The organism is Aeromicrobium sp. Leaf350 (assembly GCF_916858655.1).
Taxonomy (GTDB): Bacteria; Actinomycetota; Actinomycetes; order Propionibacteriales; family Nocardioidaceae; genus Aeromicrobium.
The window spans coordinates 354,939-377,156 of the sequence record NZ_CAKASL010000002.1; the positions used below are offsets into that span (position 1 = coordinate 354,939).

The 22,218-nt window shown below is 72.2% G+C and carries 20 protein-coding genes and 1 pseudogene; 18 read left to right on the forward strand and 3 right to left on the reverse strand.

Features of this window, described 5'->3' with window-relative positions:
- Positions 1 to 61: 61 nt before the first annotated feature.
- The gene (locus tag LO931_RS10660) at positions 62 to 1,150 is read right to left on the reverse strand and encodes a polyprenyl synthetase family protein (protein WP_229053576.1); all 1,089 of its coding nucleotides are present in this window, start codon (positions 1,148 to 1,150) and stop codon (positions 62 to 64) included.
- A gap of 23 nt (positions 1,151 to 1,173) precedes the next feature.
- Here LO931_RS10660 and metF point away from each other — a divergent pair, with 23 nt between their 5' ends.
- Entirely contained in the window at positions 1,174 to 2,082 is a 909-nt protein-coding gene (metF, locus tag LO931_RS10665) for a methylenetetrahydrofolate reductase [NAD(P)H] (RefSeq protein WP_229053577.1), read from the forward strand.
- 181 nt (positions 2,083 to 2,263) lie between these two features.
- On the opposite strand, the gene LO931_RS10670 is transcribed toward metF, so the two are convergent.
- Positions 2,264 to 3,547: an NAD(P)/FAD-dependent oxidoreductase gene (locus LO931_RS10670; protein ID WP_229053578.1), complete on the reverse strand. Its 1,284-nt coding sequence runs from the start codon at positions 3,545 to 3,547 to the stop codon at positions 2,264 to 2,266.
- Between the two features lie 87 nt (positions 3,548 to 3,634).
- On the opposite strand from LO931_RS10670, the gene LO931_RS10675 reads away from it, so the two are divergent.
- The 5 genes from LO931_RS10675 (at position 3,635) to LO931_RS10695 (ending at position 8,165) form a co-directional block, all read left to right on the forward strand.
- The gene (locus LO931_RS10675; protein WP_229053579.1) at positions 3,635 to 4,057 is read left to right on the forward strand and encodes a DUF3040 domain-containing protein; all 423 of its coding nucleotides are present in this window, start codon (positions 3,635 to 3,637) and stop codon (positions 4,055 to 4,057) included.
- 279 nt (positions 4,058 to 4,336) lie between these two features.
- Complete coding sequence (gene mraZ / locus LO931_RS10680; protein WP_370636099.1) at positions 4,337 to 4,786, forward strand: division/cell wall cluster transcriptional repressor MraZ; 450 nt, start codon at positions 4,337 to 4,339, stop codon at positions 4,784 to 4,786.
- A gap of 148 nt (positions 4,787 to 4,934) precedes the next feature.
- Positions 4,935 to 5,888, forward strand: a complete 954-nt coding sequence (gene rsmH, locus LO931_RS10685) for a 16S rRNA (cytosine(1402)-N(4))-methyltransferase RsmH (RefSeq protein WP_229053581.1) — start codon at positions 4,935 to 4,937, stop codon at positions 5,886 to 5,888.
- A gap of 76 nt (positions 5,889 to 5,964) precedes the next feature.
- Complete coding sequence (locus LO931_RS10690; protein ID WP_229053582.1) at positions 5,965 to 6,402, forward strand: hypothetical protein; 438 nt, start codon at positions 5,965 to 5,967, stop codon at positions 6,400 to 6,402.
- Positions 6,399 to 8,165: a penicillin-binding protein 2 gene (locus LO931_RS10695; RefSeq protein WP_229053583.1), complete on the forward strand. Its 1,767-nt coding sequence runs from the start codon at positions 6,399 to 6,401 to the stop codon at positions 8,163 to 8,165. The genes LO931_RS10690 and LO931_RS10695 overlap by 4 nt, the downstream gene beginning before the upstream one ends.
- Positions 8,166 to 8,415: 250 nt before the next feature.
- Here LO931_RS10695 and LO931_RS10700 read toward each other — a convergent pair whose 3' ends face one another.
- The gene (locus LO931_RS10700) at positions 8,416 to 8,754 is read right to left on the reverse strand and encodes an Lsr2 family protein (protein ID WP_229053584.1); all 339 of its coding nucleotides are present in this window, start codon (positions 8,752 to 8,754) and stop codon (positions 8,416 to 8,418) included.
- A 93-nt stretch (positions 8,755 to 8,847) separates the two neighbouring features.
- Here LO931_RS10700 and LO931_RS10705 point away from each other — a divergent pair, with 93 nt between their 5' ends.
- The 12 genes and pseudogenes from LO931_RS10705 to LO931_RS10760 all read left to right on the forward strand — a co-directional run bounded on the left by LO931_RS10705 (position 8,848) and on the right by LO931_RS10760 (position 22,212).
- Positions 8,848 to 10,347 (forward strand): UDP-N-acetylmuramoyl-L-alanyl-D-glutamate--2,6-diaminopimelate ligase, encoded by a 1,500-nt coding sequence (locus LO931_RS10705; protein WP_370636123.1) that lies wholly within the window; start codon positions 8,848 to 8,850, stop codon positions 10,345 to 10,347.
- Complete coding sequence (murF, locus tag LO931_RS10710; protein ID WP_229053586.1) at positions 10,344 to 11,705, forward strand: UDP-N-acetylmuramoyl-tripeptide--D-alanyl-D-alanine ligase; 1,362 nt, start codon at positions 10,344 to 10,346, stop codon at positions 11,703 to 11,705. The genes LO931_RS10705 and murF overlap by 4 nt, the downstream gene beginning before the upstream one ends.
- A gap of 69 nt (positions 11,706 to 11,774) precedes the next feature.
- Positions 11,775 to 12,839 (forward strand): phospho-N-acetylmuramoyl-pentapeptide-transferase, encoded by a 1,065-nt coding sequence (gene mraY / locus LO931_RS10715; RefSeq protein WP_229053587.1) that lies wholly within the window; start codon positions 11,775 to 11,777, stop codon positions 12,837 to 12,839.
- On the forward strand, positions 12,821 to 14,302 hold the full coding sequence (gene murD, locus LO931_RS10720) for a UDP-N-acetylmuramoyl-L-alanine--D-glutamate ligase (RefSeq protein ID WP_370636100.1): 1,482 nt from the start codon (positions 12,821 to 12,823) through the stop codon (positions 14,300 to 14,302). The genes mraY and murD overlap by 19 nt, the downstream gene beginning before the upstream one ends.
- Positions 14,303 to 14,366: 64 nt before the next feature.
- The gene (gene ftsW / locus LO931_RS10725; RefSeq protein WP_229053589.1) at positions 14,367 to 15,563 is read left to right on the forward strand and encodes a putative lipid II flippase FtsW; all 1,197 of its coding nucleotides are present in this window, start codon (positions 14,367 to 14,369) and stop codon (positions 15,561 to 15,563) included.
- 76 nt (positions 15,564 to 15,639) lie between these two features.
- Positions 15,640 to 16,728, forward strand: a complete 1,089-nt coding sequence (gene murG, locus LO931_RS10730) for an undecaprenyldiphospho-muramoylpentapeptide beta-N-acetylglucosaminyltransferase (RefSeq protein ID WP_229053590.1) — start codon at positions 15,640 to 15,642, stop codon at positions 16,726 to 16,728.
- Positions 16,728 to 18,143 (forward strand): UDP-N-acetylmuramate--L-alanine ligase, encoded by a 1,416-nt coding sequence (gene murC, locus LO931_RS10735; RefSeq protein WP_229053591.1) that lies wholly within the window; start codon positions 16,728 to 16,730, stop codon positions 18,141 to 18,143. Before murG ends, murC begins: the two co-directional genes overlap by 1 nt.
- Before the next feature lie 5 nt (positions 18,144 to 18,148).
- Positions 18,149 to 18,880: a cell division protein FtsQ/DivIB gene (locus LO931_RS10740; protein WP_229053592.1), complete on the forward strand. Its 732-nt coding sequence runs from the start codon at positions 18,149 to 18,151 to the stop codon at positions 18,878 to 18,880.
- 204 nt (positions 18,881 to 19,084) lie between these two features.
- Positions 19,085 to 20,060 (forward strand): annotated as a pseudogene (ftsZ, locus tag LO931_RS10745) (cell division protein FtsZ); the annotation flags it as partial.
- A 167-nt stretch (positions 20,061 to 20,227) separates the two neighbouring features.
- Positions 20,228 to 20,905 (forward strand): polyphenol oxidase family protein, encoded by a 678-nt coding sequence (locus LO931_RS10750; protein WP_229053594.1) that lies wholly within the window; start codon positions 20,228 to 20,230, stop codon positions 20,903 to 20,905.
- Positions 20,902 to 21,624 (forward strand): YggS family pyridoxal phosphate-dependent enzyme, encoded by a 723-nt coding sequence (locus LO931_RS10755; RefSeq protein ID WP_229053595.1) that lies wholly within the window; start codon positions 20,902 to 20,904, stop codon positions 21,622 to 21,624. The genes LO931_RS10750 and LO931_RS10755 overlap by 4 nt, the downstream gene beginning before the upstream one ends.
- An 87-nt stretch (positions 21,625 to 21,711) precedes the next feature.
- Positions 21,712 to 22,212, forward strand: coding sequence for a cell division protein SepF (locus LO931_RS10760; protein WP_229053596.1), 501 nt, complete (start codon positions 21,712 to 21,714; stop codon positions 22,210 to 22,212).
- The last annotated feature ends 6 nt before the right edge of the window (positions 22,213 to 22,218 follow it).

Here is a 22,218-nt window from a genome sequence, read left to right on the forward strand (position 1 = left end):
GCGAGCGCGATCCGATGAGCCGACGGTCAGACGGCCCTGTCGGGCGAGTCTAGTGAGTGGGTCAGCGATCTCGGCGGACCGAGCGCTCGATGAGCGGTTCGAGCGTCGCCCGTGCCACGTCGGGCAGCGCGGACAGTGCTGCGGTCGCCTCGGCGGCGTGCCGATCGATCGCGGCCTCGACGTCGTCGAGCCCTCCGCTGGCCAGGACGAGGGCGGTCGCCTCGCCCACGCCCTCGGGGGTGCCCAGCACGGTGGAGAGCCGTTCTGCGTCCTGCAGGGGCAGGCGGGCGAGGGCTCGTGCGACGAGCAGGGTGCGCTTGCCCTCCCGCAGGTCGTCGCCTGCGGGCTTGCCGGTCGTCGCCGGGTCGCCGAACACGCCGAGGACGTCGTCGCGCAGCTGGAACGCGGCACCGAGCGGCATCGCCACGGCGCTGAGCCGGTCGAGCAGGGACTGGTCGGCCCCGCCCAGGACGGCGCCCAGGTGGAGCGGGCGCTCGATCGTGTACTTGGCCGACTTGAACGTCACGACCAGCATCGCCGCGTCCGCGTCGACCTCGGCCCGCGTCTGCGCGACCATGTCGAGGTACTGCCCGAAGGTCACCTCGCTCTTGCAGGTGTCGAGCACGGCGAAGGCCTCGGCGAGACGCAGGGCGCCCTCGCCGCTCGCGAGGGACGGGTCGACCGTGGCCGCGTGACGCAGCATCTCGTCGCACCACGACAGCATCAGGTCGCCGAGCAGGATCGCGGTGCCGGCGCCGAAGCCCACCGGGTCGCCGACCCGCAGCTCGTCACGGTGGCGCTGCTCGAACGCCCGGTGCACGCTCGGCCGACCCCGGCGCGTGTCGGAGGCGTCCATCAGGTCGTCGTGGACGAGGGCGCTGCCCTGGAGCCACTCCCACGCGGCCGCGGCCGTGACCACGCCCGCAGGAGCGGGGGAGTCGGCCGGGGTGCCCGACGCGGCCCGCCAGCCGGCCAGGCAGAACAACGGTCGCATGCGCTTGCCGTCCGCGACGAAGTCGGCCGCGGCGTCGATGAAGCCGGTCAGCTCGGGATCGACGCCCGCCCAACGCGCCCGCTGTCGGTCGACGAACTCGGCCAGTGCCGTGTCAACGGTCACGAGATCGAGGGGGGAGTTGTCCGTCGGACTCACGCGGCGGACGATACCGTTGCCCCGTGCCTGACCGTTTCGTGCCCGACCGGAACCGCGAGCTCCTCGACCACCTGAGCAGCAGCGAGCCGACCGTGTCCTTCGAGTTCTTCCCGCCCAAGGACGACGCCGGCGAGGAGGTCCTCTGGGACACCATCACCGAGCTCGAGGCCCTGCAGCCCACGTTCGTGTCGATCACCTACGGTGCCGGCGGCACGAGCCAGGACCGCACGGTCCGCGTCACCTCGCGCATCTCGCAGGAGACCGGCCTGTGCCCCGTCGCGCACCTGACGCTGGTGCGTCAGACCCGCGACGAGGTCGACGACGTCCTGCGCCAGTACGCCGAGGCGGGGGTCGAGCACGTCCTGGCCCTGCGCGGTGACCCGCCGGGCGGTCCGCGCGCGGAGTGGGAGTCGCACCCCGGCGGCATGACCTACGCGATCGAGCTCGTCGAGATGGCGCGCGAGCGTGGCACCTTCACGGTCGGTGTCGCCGCCTTCCCCGAGGGCCACCCCGACGCGGGATCGCTCGACGACGACGCCCGTGTGCTGGCCGAGAAGGGTGCCGCCGGCGCCGAGTTCGCCATCACGCAGATGTTCTTCCGCGCCTCGGACTACTTCGACCTCGTCGAGCGCGTGCGCGCGCACGGCTCGGACATGCCGATCATCCCGGGCATCATGCCGATCCTGAACTTCGGCCAGGTGGCCCGGATGGCCGAGCTGTCGGGCGCCGAGATGCCGCGTGAGGTGCTCGACGTCATCGAGCCGCTCGCCGAGGACTCAGCCAAGGTCCGCGCGGCCGGCATCGAGCTCGCCACGCAGCTGTGCCGCGACCTGATCGCCGGCGGAGCACCGGGCCTGCACTTCATCACGCTCAACCGCTCCAAGGCCACGCGGGAGATCTGGGACGCCCTCCGCGCCGACGGCGTGCTCTAGGGCGCTTCGGCTGGAGCTGCCCGGCGCACGTGCCGGACAAGCGGCATGGACAGCAGCGGCGCGCCACGGCAGCCCTCAGCCGCACGATGTGTGCGCTAACCGACCTCGATCTGCGCCATAGCGGCCGGTTGGTGCACACATCTTGCCGATGACCCGCGGATGAGCCGGGCCGGTCGGACTTCTAGACCTGGTCCTGCTTCCGGGGGACGCGGGGGACGTCGCCCAGGGCGGCGGCGATCGCGGCCGTCGCCATGCCGATGTGCTCGAGGCGCGGACCCGGGTGCGCGTGGGCACCGGCGTGGAACAGGCCGCCGCGCGGGGCGACGCCGGGTCGGCGGAACATCGAGGTCCAACCGGTCCAGGTCCACCCGTCGTCGACGTGCGCCACGACCTGGGCCGGGCGGAGGTCGTGGCGCTCGATCACCCGATCGCGCAGGTCGACGCCGACGCGGGCCAGGGCCGTGAGGACGTTCTCGCCGCTGCGGTGCTCCAGCGTCCACAACCCCGGGGCGGTGCGGTGGGCGACGACGGGCGGGTTGGCGTGGATCGTGGTCTCGTGCGCCAGCTCGGGCGGGTCGCCGTCGAGCCGCAGCAGCGTGCGCGAGGCGGGAACCGCGGGGATGCCGGGCGCCCGCTGCTCACCCGCGGGCACCGAGCGGTTGCACCAGATGACGGTGTCGCACTCCAGGCGACCGTTCTCGGTCTCGACCGCCACCACCTGGCCGCCGTCGCGCACCAGGGCGAGCCCCCGGGTGTTCAGGCGCACGTCGACCTTGCGCTCCGTGATGCGCTTCTCGAGCGCCGCGGCGAGGCCGAGCCAGTCGCCGTCGAAGGACCAGTGCCCGAACGCGCGCTCCACGTAGTGCCAGACCGAGACGAACGCGGGGGTCGAGCCGCGGTCCAGGCCCGCGTGCCGCACCGGGTCGAGGACGAGCTTGAGCAGGCGCGGGTCCCCGAAGCTGCGCTTGCCGAACGAGGACAGCATCCGGCGCGGGTGCAGGAGGCGGCGTGCCTCGCGGTCGAACGCGTCGGGCCCCGTGAGCACCTGGTCGTAGGCCTGGCGGCGCAGCACCTCCCAGACCTCGGCCAGGGAGTCGACCCACGGCGACCAGGTGTCGAACCCGGCGAGCTCCTCGACGGCGTCGTGCTGCTCGCTGCGGCGACCGTGGGGGAGGTCCAGCACGGAGCCGTCGGTGAAGACGTGCCGGTGCGGGCCGGCCGGCGTGAGCCCGAGGCTGGCCTCCATCGTGCGACCGGACTTGCGGAACAGGTCGCGGAAGACGCCGGGGGTCGTGACCGTCTGGGGGTGGAGGTTCCAGCGGTGCCCGTCGATCTCGAGCCCGTGGAGCGCACCGCCGAGGCGGTCGGACGCCTCCAGGAGGGTCACCTCGTGGCGTGCCTTGGCGAGCCGAGCGGCCGCTGACAGCCCGGCGAATCCCGCTCCGACGACCACGATCCGAGCCATGCGAGCACCTTAGTCGGGCATCCGGGTGGTCCGTTGACCGATGGGGACCTAGACTTTGACCAAAGCCATTCGCCCAGGAGGCAAACCGTGCCGCTGTCAGACGAGGAAGCCCGACTTCTCCAGCAGCTCGAGCAGTCGCTCGCTGCCGAGGACCCGGCCTTTGCCTCGACACTGCGCGGGTCCGCACTCGAGGCCCGCAACCGGCGGATCGCCGTGGTCGCCGGCATCGGCTTCCTCGCCGGCCTCGGTGTCCTGTTCTACGGCACGATGCTCACCTACACGTGGCTCGCCGTGATCGGCTTCGTGCTGATGATCGGCAGCGGCTACCTGGTCGTGACCGCCTGGCGTCGTGGCCTCGGCTCCGGCTCCGACTCGGGCCCCGCGGGTCGCGGAGGCCCCAAGGCGCCGCGCGGCGGTGGCAAGTCGGCCAAGCCCCAACGCTCCGGCAACTTCGTCGAGCGCATGGAGCAGCGCTGGCAGCACCGTCGCGACGATGACGGCGGCCGCTGACCCCGCGCTCCACCCCGCACCACCTGACGCCCCCGTGACCGGCTGAGCCCGGTCGGCGGGGGCGTTCTGCGTCCATCGCCCCTCCACGGTCCTCCCCGTCCCTTCCCGGGACGGGTTTTTCGCGTGTTCCCGGGCCCCTTGCGCCGTCGTCGCGGCGACACGCCGACGTCGAACGTCCTGTCATGCCCGCAGATCCGACCCCGAGTGGTGCAAAGTGGAGTACTGTGGAGCAAAAGGGAGCAGTCGCGGTGACGCGACGCGATGTCGAGGAGGTGCGCCGTGACCGTCGAGTCCGCGCAGTTCTTCGGCACGTTCACCCCGAAGCTCGACGAGAAGGGCCGGATCTTCCTGCCGGCGAAGTTCCGCGCGATGTTCCACGAGGGCGTCGTGCTGGCGAAGGGTCAGGAGAACTGCATCTACGGGTGGAAGCCCGAGACGTTCTCCGAGCTCACGCAGAAGCTGCGGGCGTCCTCGTTCACGAACCGGCAGGTGCGCTTCTTCCAGCGTTCGCTGTACGCCAGCGCCTCGACCGAGGTGCCCGACAAGCAGGGACGCATCGCGATCCCGGGCCTGCTGCGCGAGTGGGCCTCCCTGGAGCGCGACTGCGCCGTGATCGGTGCGATGGACCGGATCGAGATCTGGGACGAGCAGCGCTGGACGCAGTTCACCTCCGAGCAGGACGAGGCCTTCGCGAACCTCGGCGAGGAGGACGACTTCGACCTGTTCTGACCACGACCCCGTCCGTGGAGCGAGATCTCCGACCGAGCGGTTCTGGCGCACTTCCCCGGCGCCAGACCTGCACGGCCGGGGGTCTGGACCCACGGCCGCACCCGCAGCACCTCTTCCCCGTACGACCTGACTTCCCCCAGGAGCGGCCATGACCACCCCGACCCACGTGCCGGTGGCGCTCGAGCGTGTGCTCGAGCTGCTGGCGCCTGCCGTCGAGGCCGCAGGGGAGCGAGCCGTGGTCGTGGACACGACCCTGGGTCTGGGCGGGCACTCCGAGGCCTTCCTCCGGACCTTCGAGCAGGCTCGCGTGATCGGCATCGACCGGGACCCGAACGCGCTGCGTCTCTCGACCGAGCGGCTCGCCCCGTTCGGCGCGCGGTTCACCGCGGCCGAGGCCGTCTACGACGACATCGCCGAGGTGGTCGCCGACGCCGGCGTCACGTCGGTCGCCGGCATCCTCTTCGATCTCGGGGTCTCCTCGATGCAGCTCGACGAGGCCGAGCGCGGCTTCGCGTACGCCCAGGACGCACCCCTCGACATGCGGATGGACGCGAGCGGACCGCTGACCGCGGCCGACGTGCTGAACGAGTACGACGCCCGCGACCTGGCCCGCGTGCTGCGGGTCTACGGCGAGGAGAAGTTCGCCAAGCGCATCGCCGACAACGTGGTGCGGGCTCGCGCGATCGAGCCGTTCAGCACCAGCGCCCGGCTCGTCGAGCTGGTCCGCGACAGCATCCCGCAGGCGGCCCGTCGCACGGGCGGCAACCCGGCGAAGCGCACGTTCCAGGCGCTGCGCATCGAGGTCAACGACGAGCTGCGGGTGTACGAGCGCGCGCTCCCGGCTTCGCTCGGCGTCCTGGGCGTGGGCGGGCGAGTCGTGGTGCTGTCGTACCACTCGCTGGAGGACCGCATCACCAAGCGCGGCTTCGCGACCGTCACGACGAGCACCGCGCCGCGTGACCTGCCGATCGTCCCGGAGGACCAGCGCCCCCGGTTCCGTCTGCTCACCCGAGGCGCCGAGACGGCGTCTCCCACCGAGATCGAGGCCAACCCCCGCGCCGCCTCCGTGCGTCTGCGGGCCGTGGAGAGGACGGCGGCATGAGCGAGCGCCAGCGAGTGAACGTGGGTCTCCTCATGACGCTGCCGCCTACCCTGACGCACTTCCAGGCGGTGGCGGCATGAGCGCTTCGCCTGCGCGGTCGACGGTGCGGTCGTCCGCCCGCACTGCCGCCGCTCCGACCCGGGACCTGTCCCGCGCCGGTGCGGCCCGTGAGCGCGCCCTCCGGATCGTCGCACCGGCCCGCGCCCGCGCACGCCGTGCACCCTTCGTGGTGGTCGTGGTGACGATGCTCTCGGCGGGCCTGGTGGGCCTGGTCGTCATGAGCACGGCGCTGCAGGACCAGGCGTTCGAGCTCGCGCGGCTGCAGTCCGAGGCGCAGAGCCTCGAGGTGCAGCAGCAGCAGCTGGAGTACGAGGCCGACCGGCTCAGCAACCCGGCCTCGCTGGCTGCCGCGGCGACGGCGCTCGGCATGGTGCCGAACGCGACCCCTGTCTTCCTCAAGCCCGACACGGGCGAGATCATCGGCGTCCCGACCCCGGCTGGGACCCAGCCATGAGCGCGGCCTCGACGCGCACCCGGCGCGCCGGCATCGTGCGCAAGCGGGTGCGGATGAGCCTCGTGATCGTCCTGGCCGTCTTCCTCGCCTTCGGTGCACGCCTCCTGCAGATCCAGGGCTTCGACACCAGCGCGTACGCCGCGATGGCGAGCGACGCGGGCACCCGGTCCACCGTCGTGCCCGCGGAGCGTGGCGAGATCCTCGACCGCAACGGCGTCGCCCTCGCGACGAGCTACGACGGCATCACGCTGACCGCCGACCCCAAGCTGACGGGCGAGCACGCGCCGCAGATCGCGGGCATCTTGCGCGAGGTGCTGGGCTCGGACATCGACTACTTCGACGTCATCGACCAGCTGCGCAAGCCCGACAGCCGGTTCGTGTACGTCGTCAAGGACATCCCGGCCTGGCAGGCCGACCAGGTCATGGACCAGCTCGAGGAGGAGGACCTCAACGGGGTCTTCGTCCAGCACGAGAGCCTGCGGTCCTACCCCAACGGCTCGGTCGCGGCGAACCTGATCGGCCGCCTGAACGCCGACGGGGACGGTGTCGGAGGACTCGAGCAGAAGTACGACGAGCTGCTGTCGGGGACCGACGGCTCCGCGACCTACTCGGTCTCGCCGACGGGGGAGAAGATCCCGCTCGCCGAGAGCCAGGTCACCGACATGGTGCCGGGCAGCGACGTCACGACCACGATCGACAGCGACCTGCAGTGGTACGCCGACGACGTGCTCTCGCAGGCCGTGCAGTCCGCCGGTGCCGACTGGGGCCTGGCCGTGACGCTCGACGTGCAGACGTGCGAGGTCATGCAGATGTCGCAGGTGCCCACGTTCGACGCCGACGCGAAGACCGACCTGACCGACGCCATGACCGTGAGCCGCGGCCTGCAGACGGTCTACGAGCCCGGCTCGGTCATGAAGACGGTCACGATGGCGGCGCTCGCCGACCAGGGCAAGATCTCGCCGACCACCCCGATCCGGGTGCCCGCGGAGATGACGATCGACGGCTTCACGATCGGCGACGCCTGGGACCACGGCGTGCTGCAGCTGACCGCTGCGGGCGTCATCGCGAAGTCCTCCAACCTGGGCACGATCCTCGCGGCCCAGCAGATGGACGACGAGACGATGCACTCCTACCTGAGCAAGTTCGGCTTCGGGCAGAAGACCGGCATCGACCTCCCGGGTGAGTCGGTGGGCATCCTGACCGATCCGGCCGGCTGGTCGAAGGCCAACCACGCGACGATCTCGTTCGGCCAGGGCATCTCCGTCACCGCGATGCAGATGGTGCGGGCCGTGGGCGCGATCGCCAACGGCGGCCAGATCTGCGACCCGACGGTCGTCAGCGGTCTGGAGGCGCCCGACGGCACCACGACGGCGACGGCGCAGGACGAGCCGCAGCAGATCATCTCGCCGGAGGCGGCCAAGTCGGTCACCACGATGATGGAGGCCGTCGTGACCGAGGACGGCTCGGCCCCGGTCGCACAGATCCCCGGCTACCGCGTGGCCGGCAAGACCGGCACCGCCTGGCGCGTCGACCCCGACACGGGTCGCTACGTCAGCGGCGAGCACACGGTCTCGTTCGTCGGGTTCGCCCCGGCCGACGCCCCGCGCTTCCTCACCTACGTCGTGATCGACAACCCGACGGCCGCGGCCAGCGGCGGCGGCACGGCCGCCCCGGTCTTCCGCGACATCATGTCGATGGCCCTGCAGCGCTTCGGCATCCTGCCGACCGGCGCCGCGAACCCGGGCACTCCGCAGACCTGGTAGACGGCGGCCTCTGGCGGCTGAGGACAAGCCGGCAGGGACAGACGAGGGCGGCGGGGGAGCGATGATGCGCCTCGGCTGCCCGAGCTACCGCAATGCCTCATTCCCGGTCCGCTGGGACGCAATCTGAGGGTTGTGGCGGCGGACGGCCCGCAGGCAACCGAGAGCCGGAGCCCACCGCGCCTGGTCCATGCCGCTTGTCCGTCACCACAGGACGAAGTCAAGCGGGCGTGGTCGCGTGCCTCGAAAGCGCTCAGCCGCCGGAGTGGGCGGACTCGTAGGCCTCGGTGAGGGTCGCGGGGATGCGGCCGCGGGCGGGCACGTCGAGGCCCTGCTCAACGGCCCAGGCGCGGACGTCCTTCGGGCTCGGGCCACCGGTGCTGCTGGCCTTGCGCGCGGCACGGGTGCCGGAGGCCCGGCGGGCGACGGCGACGTAGGGCGCCAGGGCCTCACGCAGCTCGGCTCCCTCGGCGTCGGTCAGGTCGATCTCGTAGCTCGCGCCGTCGAACGCGAAATGCACCGTCGGGGAATTCGACTCGATTTCCTGACCGCTGAGGTCGGAGAAGTATTTCGCAATCGTGCGTTTTGCCATAAACGCGAGAATACGGTTTATCGACGAATTCGACAATTCAGGCGCCGCTCGGTCGGTCCGGCCGACCGGTAGTCTCGAGCGGTGGCTGATCTGATGCGTGACCGACCGCAGGAGTCGCCCCGACGAGACCTGTCCGACCTTCTCCGGACGGTCGATCCGACCGCGACGGCCCCGGCCGGCGTCGAGATCAGCGGCATCAGCCTGGGGAGCCGCCAGGTCGTGCCCGGGGACCTCTTCGCGGCGCTGCCCGGTGCGCGTGCCCACGGAGCCCGGTTCGCCGCCGACGCGACAGCGGCCGGCGCCGTCGCCGTCCTCACCGATCCCGCCGGTGCGGCGGAGATCGGCCCGCACGCGACCGAGGTCCCGGTCGTGGTGCTCGACGACCCGCGGGCCGCCCTCGGCCGCCTCAGCGCGGAGCTCTTCGACCACCCGACCCGGTCGTTCACGTCGCTCGGCGTCACCGGGACCCAGGGCAAGACGACCTCGACCTACCTCGCCGAGGCCGCGGCGGGCTCGCCGTCGGCCGTGGTCGGCACGATCGGCACCCGCATCCTCGGCCGCCCCGTCGCCTCCTCGCTGACGACGCCAGAGGCGCCCCAGCTGCAGGCCCTGTTCGCCGTCATGCGCGAGGAGGGCGTGCGCACGTGCGCGATGGAGGTCTCGAGCCACGCGCTGGTCAAGCAGCGCGTCGACGGCTTCGCCTTCGACGTGGCCGTGTTCCTCAACCTCGGGCGCGACCACCTGGACTTCCACGTCGACGTCGACGACTACTTCGCGGCCAAGGCGATGCTCTTCACGCCCGAGCACGCCCGCCGAGGCGTCGTGAACCTCGACGACGAGCACGGACGGAAGCTGGCGCGCACCGCCGGGGTGCCGATGACGACCTACTCGACCGAGGGGTCGCCCGCCGACTGGCGTGCCGTCAACGTGCGCTCCCACCGGCTCGGGTCCGAGCTGCAGCTCGTGGGTCCGCACGGCGAGGCCGTCGACGTCACCGTGCCGCTGCCGGGTGCCTTCAACGTCTCGAATGCCGTGGCCGTGCTCGTCGCCCTGGCAGGAGAGGGCCGCGACCTCGACGAGCTGGCCGCAGGGCTCGCGTCGTCGCCGGGGGTGCCGGGACGCATGGAGCACGTCGAGGCCGGGCAGGACTTCACGGTGGTGGTCGACTACGCCCACAAGCCCGATGCGGTCACCGCGGTCCTGCACGCCTTGCGGCCGGTCACGGCAGGGCGGCTGATCGTCGTGCTGGGGGCTGGCGGCGACCGCGACGCCGGCAAGCGCCCGATCATGGGTGCGGCCGCTGCCGAGCTCGCGGACGTCCTGGTCGTGACCGACGACAACCCCCGGTCGGAGGACCCGGCACGCATCCGGCGCGAGGTGCTGGCGGGTGCTGCCGGACCCGCCGAGACGATCGAGATCGGGGGCCGGGCCGAGGCCATCGCCCACGCCGTCTCCTTGGCGCGACGCGGCGACACCGTCGTGGTCGCCGGCAAGGGGCACGAGACGGGGCAGGAGATCGACGGAGTGGTGCACCCCTTCGACGACCGCGAGGTCGTCCGAGCGGTGCTCGAGGGTCGGGGTGGTCCCGCGTGATCCCGCTGACGATCGACGACCTCGCACGCGTCGTCGACGGCCGGGTGGTCGGTGACGGCTCGACCGCCGTCACGGCGCCCGCCGTGATCGACTCCCGCGAAGTGCAGCCGGGCGGGCTGTTCGCCGCCCTGTCGGGCGAGCACGCCGACGGCCACGACTTCGTCGCCGCGGCGGCCTCGGGCGGCGCGGCCGTGGCCCTCGTCGAGCGCGAGCTCCCCGGCTCCACGATGCCGCTGGTGGTGGTGAGCGACGTGACGGCCGCGCTCGGACGCCTGGCTAGACACGTGCACGACGTCCTGTCGGCCGGCGGGCTGACGACAATCGCCCTGACCGGCTCGGCCGGCAAGACCAGCACCAAGGACCTGCTGGCGCACCTCCTGGAGGCCGAGGGCCCCACGGTCGCCCCGCAGGGATCGTTCAACAACGAGTGGGGCGTGCCGCTGACGGTCCTGCGGGCCACGCCCGCGACGAGGTTCCTGGTCGTCGAGATGGGAGCGCGGGGAATTGGCCACATCGCGACGCTCTGCGCCATCACCCCGCCCGACGTCGCGGCCGTCCTCAACGTCGGCTCGGCCCACGTCGGGGAGTTCGGCGGCCTCGACGACACGGCGCGCGCGAAGGGCGAGATCGTCGAGGCGCTCGCGCCGACGGGCACCGCCGTCCTCAACCTCGACGACGTGCGGGTCCGCGCGATGGCTGGCCGCACGAGGGCTCACGTCCTCGGCTTCGGCCAGGACCCGACCTCCGACGTCCGGCTCACGAGGCTCGAGCTCGATCCGTCGGGGTTCCCGGCCCTGACGCTCGAGCACGGTGGCCGCACGGTCGACGTCGTGCTGCCGCAGCTGGGCCTGCACCACGGGGCGAACGCCGCTGCTGCCGTGTCCATGGCCGTCGCGGTCGGCATCGACTTCACCGTCGCCGCCGAGCGGCTGGCCTCGGCCGCCGCCCGTTCCCCGCACCGCATGGCGCGCCACGTCACCGACGACGGCGTGGTCGTGGTCGACGACGCCTACAACGCCAACCCGGAGTCGATGGCCGCCGCCGTCAGCTGGCTCGCCGCTGCGGCGGGGGAGCGCGGTGTCGCCGTCCTCGGACCCATGCTCGAGCTCGGCTCGGAGTCGGAGGGGCTGCACCGGGCGGTCGGCGAGCTCGCGGCCCGCTCCGGGCTGCGCGCCGTCGTCGCGGTGGGACCCGAGGCGGCGCCCATCGCAGAGGCCGCAGGCTCCATCGGCACGGTCGTCGCCGACGTCACGGAGGCCGTCAGCCACCTCCGGGCCAGCCTGCGTCGCGGCGACGTGGTGCTCGTGAAAGCATCGAGGAGCTGCCGTCTGGAGCGCGTCGCCGACGCCCTTCGCTGACGGACCCGGCATACTGCCTGGGGACCACTGGACCTGCTTGTCGCTCGATCGAGAGGAACACCACCCCCGATGCTGGCCATCCTGATCGCCGGAGCCGTCGCGCTGATGAGCACGCTGCTCGGCACGCGCCTGGCCATCAAGGTGCTGGTCTCCAAGGGCTACGGGCAGCTGATCCGCGACGACGGACCCACCTCGCACCACGTCAAGCGCGGCACGCCGACCATGGGTGGCCTCGTCATCATCGTGGGCGTCGTGCTCGGCTACGCCGCCGGACGCCTCCAGGTCGGCAACGTGCCCAGTGCCTCCGCGCTGCTGCTGCTCTTCCTGTTCGTCGGGCTCGGTGCCATCGGCTTCCTCGACGACTACATCAAGATCTCGCGCCAGCGCAGCCTCGGGCTCCGCAGCAAGGCCAAGATGATCGGTCAGGTGGCGGTCGGCCTGGTCTTCGCGCTCCTCGCGATCCGGTTCGAGAACGAGGACGGCGACACGCCGATCACCCACGCGATCAGCTTCACGCGCGACCTCGCCGGCTGGGAGCTGCCGACCGTGCTGCTCGTCGTGTGGGTGCTGATCCTGATCGCGGGCACCAGCAACGGCGTCAACCTGACCGACGGGCTCGACGGCCTCGCGACCGGGGCGTCCGTCATGGTGTTCGGCGCGTTCGTGCTCATCAACATCTGGCAGTTCAACCAGAGCTGCGCGATCGAGGGCGGCGCGAAGTGTTACGACGTCCGTGACCCCCTCGACCTCGCGATCGTCGCGTCGGCCCTCACGGGAGCCTGTTTCGGCTTCCTGTGGTGGAACACCTCGCCCGCCAAGATCTTCATGGGCGACACCGGTTCGCTCTCGCTCGGCGGCGCGATGGCCGGCTTCGCGCTGATGACCCGCACCGAGCTCCTGCTCGTCGTGCTCGGCGGCCTGTTCGTCATCATCACGGCCTCGGTGATCCTGCAGGTGGGGTACTTCAAGCTCTCCGGCGGCAAACGGATCTTCAGGATGGCTCCGTTGCAGCACCACTTCGAGCTGCTGGGCTGGGCCGAGATCACGATCGTGGTGCGATTCTGGCTCATCAGCGGCCTGTGCGTCGCGACGGGCCTCGGCATCTTCTACTGGGAATGGGTCACCGGACTGTGAGCCTCGTTCCCCGCAAGGACCCCCGGACGCTCGGCCGGGAGTCCTCCTGGTCCGGCGTGCGCGCCGTCGTGACGGGGCTCGGTGCCAGCGGGTACGCGGCGGCCGACACGCTGCAGCACCTGGGTGCCGACGTCGTCGTGGTCGACCACGCGGTGCCTGAGGGCCGGCAGCGCGAGCAGGCCACGCTGCTGGAGATCCTCGGCGTCGACGTGCGCATGGGCCCGGACGCCGGGGTGACGTTCGGCGACGTCGACCTGGTGGTGACCTCGCCCGGCTGGCCGCCGTCGAGCCCCCTGCTCGTCGAGGCGGCGGCCCACGACGTCCCGGTCTGGGGCGAGGTGGAGCTGGCCTGGCGGCTGCGCGGACCCGGGGCCGCACCGTGGCTCGCCGTCACGGGCACCAACGGCAAGACCACCACGGTGCAGATGCTGAACGCGATCCTGCTGGCCGAGGGGCTGCGCAGCGACGCCGTCGGCAACGTCGGCCGCCCCGTCCTCGAGGCCGTGATGGACCCCGAGCCGTACGACGTCCTCGCGGTCGAGCTGTCGAGCTACCAGCTCCACTGGAGCTCGTCGATCTCGTGCGAGGCCTCCGTCGTGCTGAACGTCGAGCCCGACCACCTGGACTGGCACGGCGACGAGCAGGCCTACGCGGCCGCGAAGGGCCGCATCTACGAGAACACGCAGGTCGCCTGCGTCTACAACGCCCAGGACCCGGTCACCGAGCAGCTCGTGATGGACGCCGAGGTCGTGGAGGGCTGCCGCGCCGTCGGCTTCACCCTCGCGATGCCCGGCCCGAGCATGATCGGGCTCGTCGAGGACGTCATCGCCGACCGCGCGTTCGTCGAGGACCGCCACACGAGCGCCGCCGAGATCGGCACCCTCGCCGACCTGGAGCGGGACGGGGTCCCCGCGGCCCCGCACGTCGTCGCGGACGCCCTGGCCGCCGCGGCCCTGGCGCGCGCCCACGGCGTGTCGCAGCGCGCCGTGCGCGACGGTCTCCGGGCCTTCCGGCTCGACGCGCACCGCATGGCGTTCGTGACCGAGGCCGACGGAGTCCGCTGGATCGACGACTCCAAGGCCACCAACGTCTCCGCGGCCCGTGCGGCGATCCGCTCGAGCGACGACGTCGTCTGGGTCGCGGGCGGACTCGCGAAGGGAGCCACGTTCGACGAGCTCGTGCTCGACGTGGCCGACCGCCTGCGGGGCGTCGTGCTCATCGGCCGCGACCGCGAGCTCATCGCCGAGGCCCTGCGGCGACACGCGCCCGATGTGCCCGTGATCGAGGTCGAGAGCGTAGAGACTGACCTCATGGACGCGGTCGCCCGGGCTGCGGCGTCGCTCGCCCGCGAGGGCGACACGGTGCTGCTGGCCCCCGCGTGCGCGTCCATGGACCAGTTCCGCAGCTACGCCCACCGCGGTGAAGCGTTCGCTGCGGCCGCCAGGCGCCTCACCCGCTCCTGACCGGACCTGGACCGCACCCTTCCCCACGCACCCCGCCTGAAGCGCGCACCAGGAGCAGCACCTCGTGAGCACCTCCACCGAACGTCGGCCCGCCGAGGCCCTGCGTCGTGTGCTGGAGCGTCCGCTCGCGTCGTACCAGCTCGTGCTCGGTGCCTCGGCGCTGCTCGTCGGGCTCGGCCTGGTCATGGTGCTGAGCTCGAGCTCGGTGCTGGCCTACCGCTCGGGTGGCAACTCCTACGGCATCGTCATCAAGCAGGGGCTGTTCGCGGTCCTCGGGCTCGGCGGGGCGTACATCGCCCTGAAGATGCCGCTGGCAGTCATCAAGAAGCTGGCGACGATCCTGCTCGTGGCCGTGCTGGGTCTCATGCTGCTGACCCTCGTGCCGGGCATCGGCGTCGAGGTCGGCGGCAACCGCAACTGGCTGCCGCTGGTCGGGGGCTTCCGGCTCCAGCCGTCGGAGTTCGCGAAGCTCGCCCTGATCATCTGGATCTCGGCGCTCTACGCCAACCGGCAGAAGGCGCTGCACGGTCGCCGCTCGACCCACGCGATGCTGATGCCGGTCCTGCCCGTGGCCGGCTTCGTCGCCGGCCTGGTGGTCCTGCAGAAGGACCTCGGCACCGCGCTCGTGCTGTTCGCCGTGATCTTCGGGATGCTCCTGGCGGTCGGGCTGCCGCGCAAGCTCGTCGCGAGCGGTGTCGCCCTGCTCGGCGTGGCCCTGGTCCTGCTGGTCGCCACGGCGCCGCACCGCATGGACCGCCTCATGAACTTCCTCGACCCGATGTCCGACCCCGATCGCACGGGCTACCAGGCCATCCACTCCATGATGGCGCTCGCCACGGGCGGCTTCTGGGGCGTCGGCCTCGGTGGCAGCCGCCAGAAGTGGGGCGCCCTGCCCAACGCGCACACCGACTTCATCCTGGCGGTCGTGGGCGAGGAGCTCGGCCTGTTCGGCACCCTCATCGTGCTGATCCTCTTCGTCGTGCTCGTCGTCACCGGGGTCCGCATCGCGCTGCGCACCAAGGACCAGTTCGCGCACTACCTCGCGATCGGCATCACGGTGTGGATCAGCGTCCAGGCCGCGATCAACATCGGCATGGTCCTCGGCCTGCTGCCCGTCATCGGCATCACGCTGCCCCTGATGTCGTACGGCGGGTCGAGCCTGCTCGTCACGATGACCGCACTCGGCCTGCTGGCCAGGTGCGCCCTGACCGAACCGGGCGCCGAGCGCGCCCTCGCCTCACGACAGCGGAAGGCACGATGAACGAGCGCCAGCGAGTGAACCATCGGATTGTCAGCGTGATGGCTCCGTATCGTTGCTGTTTCACGGGGGCGGCACGATGACCCTCAAGGTCCTGCTCGCCGGCGGTGGAACCGCCGGACACACCTCGCCCCTGCTCGCGACCGCGGAGGTGCTGCGCGAGTCCGGGGCGGAGGTCACGTGCCTCGGCACGCCGCGCGGTCTCGAGGTCACGCTGATCCCGCAGGCCGGCTACCCGCTCGAGCTCGTCCCGCCCGTGCCGCTGCCGCGCAAGCCCGGGGCCGACCTGGCGAAGGTGCCGGTCCGCCTGCGCCGCTCCGTGGCTGCCGCGCGCGAGATCATCGAGCGCGTGCAGCCCGACGTCGTGTGCGGGTTCGGCGGCTACGTGTCCGTCCCGGCCTACCTCGCTGCGCGCAAGCGCGTGCCGATCGTCGTGCACGAGGGCAACGCCCGGCCCGGCATCGCGAACAAGCTCGGTGCCCGCTTCACGACCCACGTCGCGACCAGCTTCCCCGACACGCACCTGCCGCACGCGAGGCTCATCGGCCTGCCGATCCGCCGGTTGATCTCGCAGCTCGACCGTGCCGCCCTGCGGGCCGAGGCCCGCGAGTTCTTCGGTCTCGACCCCGACCGCCCGACGCTGCTCGTGACCGGAGGGTCGCAGGGTGCCCGTCGCATCAACCTCGCGGTCTCCGGTGCTGCCCGCGAGCTCGCCGCGGCGGGCATCCAGGTGCTGCACGTGGCCGGTCGCGTCGAGGAGGCGCTGCCCGACCGCCGCGACGGCGACGCGCCGTACGTCGTCGAGGGCTTCGTCGACCGCATGGACCTCGCCTATGCGGCGGCCGACTTCATCGTGTGCCGCGCCGGAGCCAACACCGTCACGGAGGTCGCGGTCACGGGCCTGCCCGCCGCATTCGTCCCCCTGCCGATCGGCAACGGCGAGCAGGCCGTCAACGCCCACCCCGTCGTGCAGGCCGGCGGCGCCCTCCTGATCGACGACGAGGCCTTCACGTCGCGCTGGGTCGAGCAGGTCGTCGTGCCGCTGCTGAGCGACCACGACCGCCTGGCGACCATGAGCGACGCCGCCCAGCACGAGCTCCCGCGCGACGCCGACCGTCGCCTGGCCGAGATGGTGCTCGCCGCCGGGTCGTCGGCCGGGATCCCCTGATGCGCGTTCCCGTCCCGGAGGTCATCGAGCCCGCCTCGGCACTCCGCCACGTCCACCTCGTCGGCATCGGCGGCGCCGGTCTGTCCGCGATCGCCCGCCTGCTGCGGCAGCACGGGGTCGAGGTCAGCGGCAGCGACCAGGCGCGCTCGGCCATCACCCGAGCGCTCTCCGAGGAGGGCATCACGGTGCACCTCGGCCACCGTGCCGAGAACGTCGCCGGCGCCGACACCGTCGTGGTCTCCACCGCGGTGCGCGAGGACAACCCCGAGGTCGTCGCCGCCCGCGAGGCCGGGGTCCGGCTGTGGCCGCGCTCCGCGGGGCTCGCCTCGCTCATGGCGGGGCGCCGCACCACGGCGGTCGCCGGCACGCACGGCAAGACCACCACCACCGCGATGCTCACCTGCGCCCTCCTCGAGGCGGGTGTCGACCCCTCGTTCGCGATCGGCGCGGAGGTCGCCCGGCTGGGCACCAACGCCCGCCTCGGTGGCGGCCACGACCTGGTGGTCGAGGCCGACGAGTCCGACGGTGCCTTCCTCGTCTACCGCCCCGCGGGCGCGATCGTCACCAACGTCGACGCCGACCACCTCGACGTCTGGGGCACGCCGGAGGCCTACGCGGGTGCCTTCGAGGAGTTCGTCGGCACGGTGGGGGAGTTCCTCGTGCTTGACGTCGACGACGAGGGATCCGCCGCGCTGGTCGCGACGGGCACGGCTCGCGGGCTCGACGTCCTCACCTGCGGCTTCGGCGACCCGGCCGCCGACTGGCACGGCTCGGACCTGCAGATCTCGGCCGCCGGCACGCGTTTCACCGCGACCGGGCCGGGCGGTGCGCGGGTCGAGGTCGTCCTCGGGGTCGTCGGCGCCCACTACGCCCGCGACGCCCTGCTGGCGCTCGCGACGAGCCACCGGCTCGGTGCCGACCTCCTGGCCTCGGCCGCGGGCCTCGCCACCTACACAGGCGCGGCGCGGCGCATGCAGCTGCTCGGCGAGGCCGGCGGGGTCCGGGTGTACGACTCGTACGCCCACCACCCCACCGAGATCGCCGCCGACCTGGCCGCCGCGCGTGCCGTGGCCGGCGACGACCGCCTGGTCGTGGCCTACCAGCCGCACCTCGTGAGCCGCACCCGCATCTTCGGTCGGGCGATGGGCGCGGCCCTCTCGAGCGCCGACCGCGTGGTGGTCGCCGACCTCTACCTCGCTCGCGAGGATCCCGACCCCGCCGTCACGTCTGCACTCGTGGTCTCCGCCGTGGTCGGCACTCCCGCCAGCGAGGGCGGGCCGATCGACACGCTCGACACGGTGCTCGTCGACCTGGTGCGACCGGGTGACGTGCTGCTGACCCTCGGTGCCGGTGACATCACGACGGTCGGGCCGCGCGTGCTCGAGAGGCTCGGCGCCGCCCCCACCGGGGGCTGACGCCGATGTCCGACACCCGAGGCCTGTTCGGCCGGAGCCGCCGACAGGCGCGCCTGCACCGCGCGGTGCGCGTGCTGATCGTGCTCGTCGTGCTGCTGGTCCTCGGAGCCGGTGCGTGGGTGGTCGCGTTCTCGTCGCTCCTCGCGGCCGACGAGGTGGAGGTCACGGGCACCGAGCAGCTCAGCGAGGCCGAGGTCGAGGCCGCCGCCGACGTCCCGCTCGGCCGGCCGCTGGCGCGCCTCGACCTCGACGCGATCGAGGAGCGGGTGCGAACCCTGACCATGGTCGAGTCCGCGGAGGTCTCGCGCTCGTGGCCCGGGACCGTGACGATCCGCGTCACCGAGCGCACGGCCGTGGCCTGGATCGAGGCGCAGGGCGAGATCCGGGGCGTCGACCGCTTCGGAGCCGACTTCCGGTCGTTCGACGAGCCGCCCCAGCTCACCGAGATCCGCATCGAGACCAACGACCCGCGCGACCGCCAGCAGTCGCTGGAGGGTCTCGGGTCGGTCGTCTCGACCTTGCGGGAGAAGGCGCCCGACCTGCTGGCCCAGGTCGCGTACGGCGAGGCCGAGAGCCAGGACTCCGTGACGCTGCACCTCCTGGACGGTCGCAGCGTGCGGTGGGGGAGCTCGGAGGACTCCGAGCGCAAGCTCGAGGTCATCACGGCCCTGCTGGCGTCGGTGCAGGCCACCGAGTACGACGTCAGCGCCCCCGAGCAGCCCACCACGCGCGAGTGAGACGCAGACCCGCCAATCAGCGTGGGAGTGCTCGGCGTGTCGTCCCGATGCGGTCAGGCGCAGACACGTACCGTCGGACCAGCACGAGGTTGACATAACTATAACTCTCCACGTGAGGGTCACAGTTTAGGCCACCTCCCACCAGTCACTCGAACCCCAGCCGCACCTCCACCGCCTCGGTGGACATCGCCCGGAAGGAACACCATGGCGGTCCAGAACTACCTCGCCGTGATCAAGGTCGTCGGCATCGGCGGTGGCGGCGTCAACGCCGTCAACCGCATGATCGAGGTGGGGCTCAAGGGTGTCGAGTTCATCGCGATCAACACCGATGCCCAGGCACTGCTCATGAGCGACGCCGACGTCAAGCTCGACGTCGGCCGCGACTCGACCCGCGGGCTCGGCGCCGGCGCCAACCCCGACATCGGCAAGCGCGCCGCCGAGGACCACGCCGAGGAGATCGAGGCGGCCATCAAGGGCGCCGACATGGTCTTCGTGACGGCCGGCGAGGGCGGCGGCACGGGCACCGGCGGTGCGCCGGTCGTCGCGCGCATCGCCCGCTCGCTCGGCGCCCTCACGATCGGCGTCGTCACGCGGCCCTTCAAGTTCGAGGGTCGCAACCGCTCGGGCCAGGCCGACGCCGGCATCCAGGCGCTGCGCGAGGAGGTCGACACCCTCATCGTCATCCCGAACGACCGGCTGCTGTCGATCAGCGACCCGAACGTGAGCCTGCTCGACTCCTTCCGGCAGGCCGACCAGGTGCTGCACCAGGGCGTCTCGGGCATCACCGACCTCATCACGACGCCGGGCCTGATCAACCTCGACTTCGCCGACGTGAAGTCGGTCATGTCCGACGCCGGGTCGGCGCTGATGGGCATCGGCTCGGCCCGCGGTGAGCAGCGTGCCGCGGTCGCGGCCGAGATGGCCGTCTCGAGCCCGCTGCTCGAGGCCTCCATCGAGGGTGCGCGCGGCGTGCTGCTGTCGATCGCGGGCGGGTCCGACCTGGGTCTGTTCGAGATCAACGAGGCGGCCGGCCTGGTGGCCGACGCGGTGCACCCCGAGGCGAACATCATCTTCGGTGCGGTCATCGACGACGCGCTCGGCGACGAGGTCCGCGTGACCGTCATCGCCGCCGGCTTCGACGGCGGCGAGCCCAAGGTGCGCGACGCGTCGCAGCCGGCCCTGCTCAAGGAGGGTGGCGCTGCGGCGGCCGCTCCTGCAGCCGCTGCGGAGTCGACGCCCACCAAGGCGTCCGACTACCTCAAGCCCGACCCGCACCTGGACGGCCCGCTGGAGCCGGTGGAGGTCGAGTACGACGACGACCTCGACATCCCCGACTTCCTGCGCTGAGTGTTCCTCCGGCACGAGCGCCTGGCGCACGGGGTCGAGGTGGCGTTCACGGACGCCAGCCTCGACCTGCGTGACCCGGCGTCGTACCCGCGGCTGGCCCGCGAGCTCGGCGTCGAGACGGTCGGGGCCGTGCACCAGGTGCACGGCCGCACGGTCGCGACGCTCGGGGCCACGCTCCCGATCCGGGGCGGTGAGCTCGACGACGAGCTGACCGACGCCGACGCGGTGCTGGTCGACGCCCCGGGAGCCGCCGTCGCGCGCGCGGCCGACTGCGTGCCGATCGGCATCCTCGACCTCGACTCCGCCCGCGGGGCCGTCGTGCACGCGGGGCGCGTGGGGCTCGTGGCAGGCGTGGTGCCGGCTGCGGTCGACGCCCTGCGCGAGTCCGGGTCCGTGCGCCTGCGCGCCTGGGTGGGCCCGCGCGCCTGCGGTCGCTGCTACGAGGTGCCCGAGGCGATGGCGGCCGAGGTCGACGCTGCCGTGCCCGGCACCCGCTCACGCACGTCGTGGGACACCTCCGCGCTCGACATCGGTGCCGGGGTGATCTCCCAGCTGGAGGCGGCCGGGGTCGAGGTCGTCGACCTCGGCGGCTGCACGATCGAGGATCGCCGGCACCACTCGCACCGCCGTGACGGCGACGCCGCGGGCCGCCACGGGGTCGTGGTGGTCGTGCGATGAGCGACCGGCTCGAGGAGCTGCGGACCAACCTGGCCGCGGTCGAGGAGCGCATCGCTGCGGCCTGCGCCGACGCCGGACGCGACCGCTCGGAGCTCACGCTCGTGGTCGTCACCAAGACCTATCCCGCCGCCGACGTCGTGCTCCTCGCCGAGCTCGGCGTCACCGAGGTCGGCGAGAACCGTCACCCGGAGGCGGGGGAGAAGGCCGCGGCAGTGAGCGAGATGGGCGTCGACGCCGCCGTGCGGTGGCACTTCATGGGCGGTCTGCAGACCAACAAGGCCGGCGCCGTGGCGCGCTACGCGGACGTCGTGCACTCGGTCGACCGCGCGAAGCTCGTCGCGTCGCTCGGCCGCGGTGCCGTGGCCGCGGAGCGTGACCTCGAGGTCCTGCTGCAGGTCGACCTCGGCCCTGACTTCGACCAGCCCTCCGACGGCCGATCAGGCGCCGCCCCGGACGACCTCGCTGCCCTCGCCGACACGGTCGCCGCGACGGAGTGGCTCCGCCTCGGCGGGGTCATGACCGTGGCGCCGATCGGCATCGACCCGGTGCCGGTCTTCGAGCGCCTCGCGTCGATCGCCGAACGGCTCCGCGGTGACCACCCCGGCGCCACCACGATCTCGGCCGGCATGAGTGGCGACCTCGAGGCCGCCGTGGCCTCCGGCGCGACACACCTGCGTGTCGGGCGCGCGATCCTCGGCGAACGGGCACCGCTCGGGTAATGTCACTGATGTGATTTGAGTGAATTCTCAGGTCTCCACCACGAACCACGGTGCGGCCCCGCCGCACCACACACCTGAGGGGCAGTCATGGCTGGCGCAATGCGAAAGATGGGCGAGTACCTCGGCCTCGTCGAGCAGGCCGACTACGACGAGATGTACGACGAGGAGCCCACCCCGACCCGGGAGCGGGAGCCCCGTGCCGAGGTTGCGCCGTCGCGCCCTGCGCGCACGCCCGCCGTCATCCGGCCGGCTGCCGTCGCCAACATCGACGACCGTCGCCGCCGCGAGGTCGCGGCCGTCGGTTCCGACGTCACGCGCATCGAGACCGTCACGCCCCGCACGTTCAACGACGCACGCGTCGTCGGCGAGAACTTCCGCAGCGGCGTCCCGGTCATCATGAACCTGACCGAGCTGGACGACGCCGATGCCAAGCGCATGGTCGACTTCGGTGCCGGCCTGGTGTTCTCGGTGCACGGTGCCATCACGCGCGTCACCGCGGGCGTCTTCCTGCTCACCCCGGCGAATGTGGTGGTGTCCGACGAGGACAAGCAGCGCATCGCCGGCGGTGGCCTCTACGACCACAACTGACGCCGA

Coding starts and splice junctions, on each gene's coding strand:
- LO931_RS10670 (WP_229053578.1), bottom strand. CDS start 3,547: ATGGCTCGGATCGTGGTCGTCGGAGCGGGATTCGCCGGGCTGTCAGCG.
- rsmH (WP_229053581.1), top strand. CDS start 4,935: ATGACCACCCCGACCCACGTGCCGGTGGCGCTCGAGCGTGTGCTCGAG.
- LO931_RS10690 (WP_229053582.1), top strand. CDS start 5,965: ATGAGCGCTTCGCCTGCGCGGTCGACGGTGCGGTCGTCCGCCCGCACT.
- LO931_RS10695 (WP_229053583.1), top strand. CDS start 6,399: ATGAGCGCGGCCTCGACGCGCACCCGGCGCGCCGGCATCGTGCGCAAG.
- LO931_RS10700 (WP_229053584.1), bottom strand. CDS start 8,754: ATGGCAAAACGCACGATTGCGAAATACTTCTCCGACCTCAGCGGTCAG.
- LO931_RS10705 (WP_370636123.1), top strand. CDS start 8,848: ATGCGTGACCGACCGCAGGAGTCGCCCCGACGAGACCTGTCCGACCTT.
- mraY (WP_229053587.1), top strand. CDS start 11,775: ATGCTGGCCATCCTGATCGCCGGAGCCGTCGCGCTGATGAGCACGCTG.
- murD (WP_370636100.1), top strand. CDS start 12,821: ATGGGTCACCGGACTGTGAGCCTCGTTCCCCGCAAGGACCCCCGGACG.
- murG (WP_229053590.1), top strand. CDS start 15,640: ATGACCCTCAAGGTCCTGCTCGCCGGCGGTGGAACCGCCGGACACACC.
- murC (WP_229053591.1), top strand. CDS start 16,728: ATGCGCGTTCCCGTCCCGGAGGTCATCGAGCCCGCCTCGGCACTCCGC.
- LO931_RS10740 (WP_229053592.1), top strand. CDS start 18,149: ATGTCCGACACCCGAGGCCTGTTCGGCCGGAGCCGCCGACAGGCGCGC.
- LO931_RS10755 (WP_229053595.1), top strand. CDS start 20,902: ATGAGCGACCGGCTCGAGGAGCTGCGGACCAACCTGGCCGCGGTCGAG.
- LO931_RS10760 (WP_229053596.1), top strand. CDS start 21,712: ATGGCTGGCGCAATGCGAAAGATGGGCGAGTACCTCGGCCTCGTCGAG.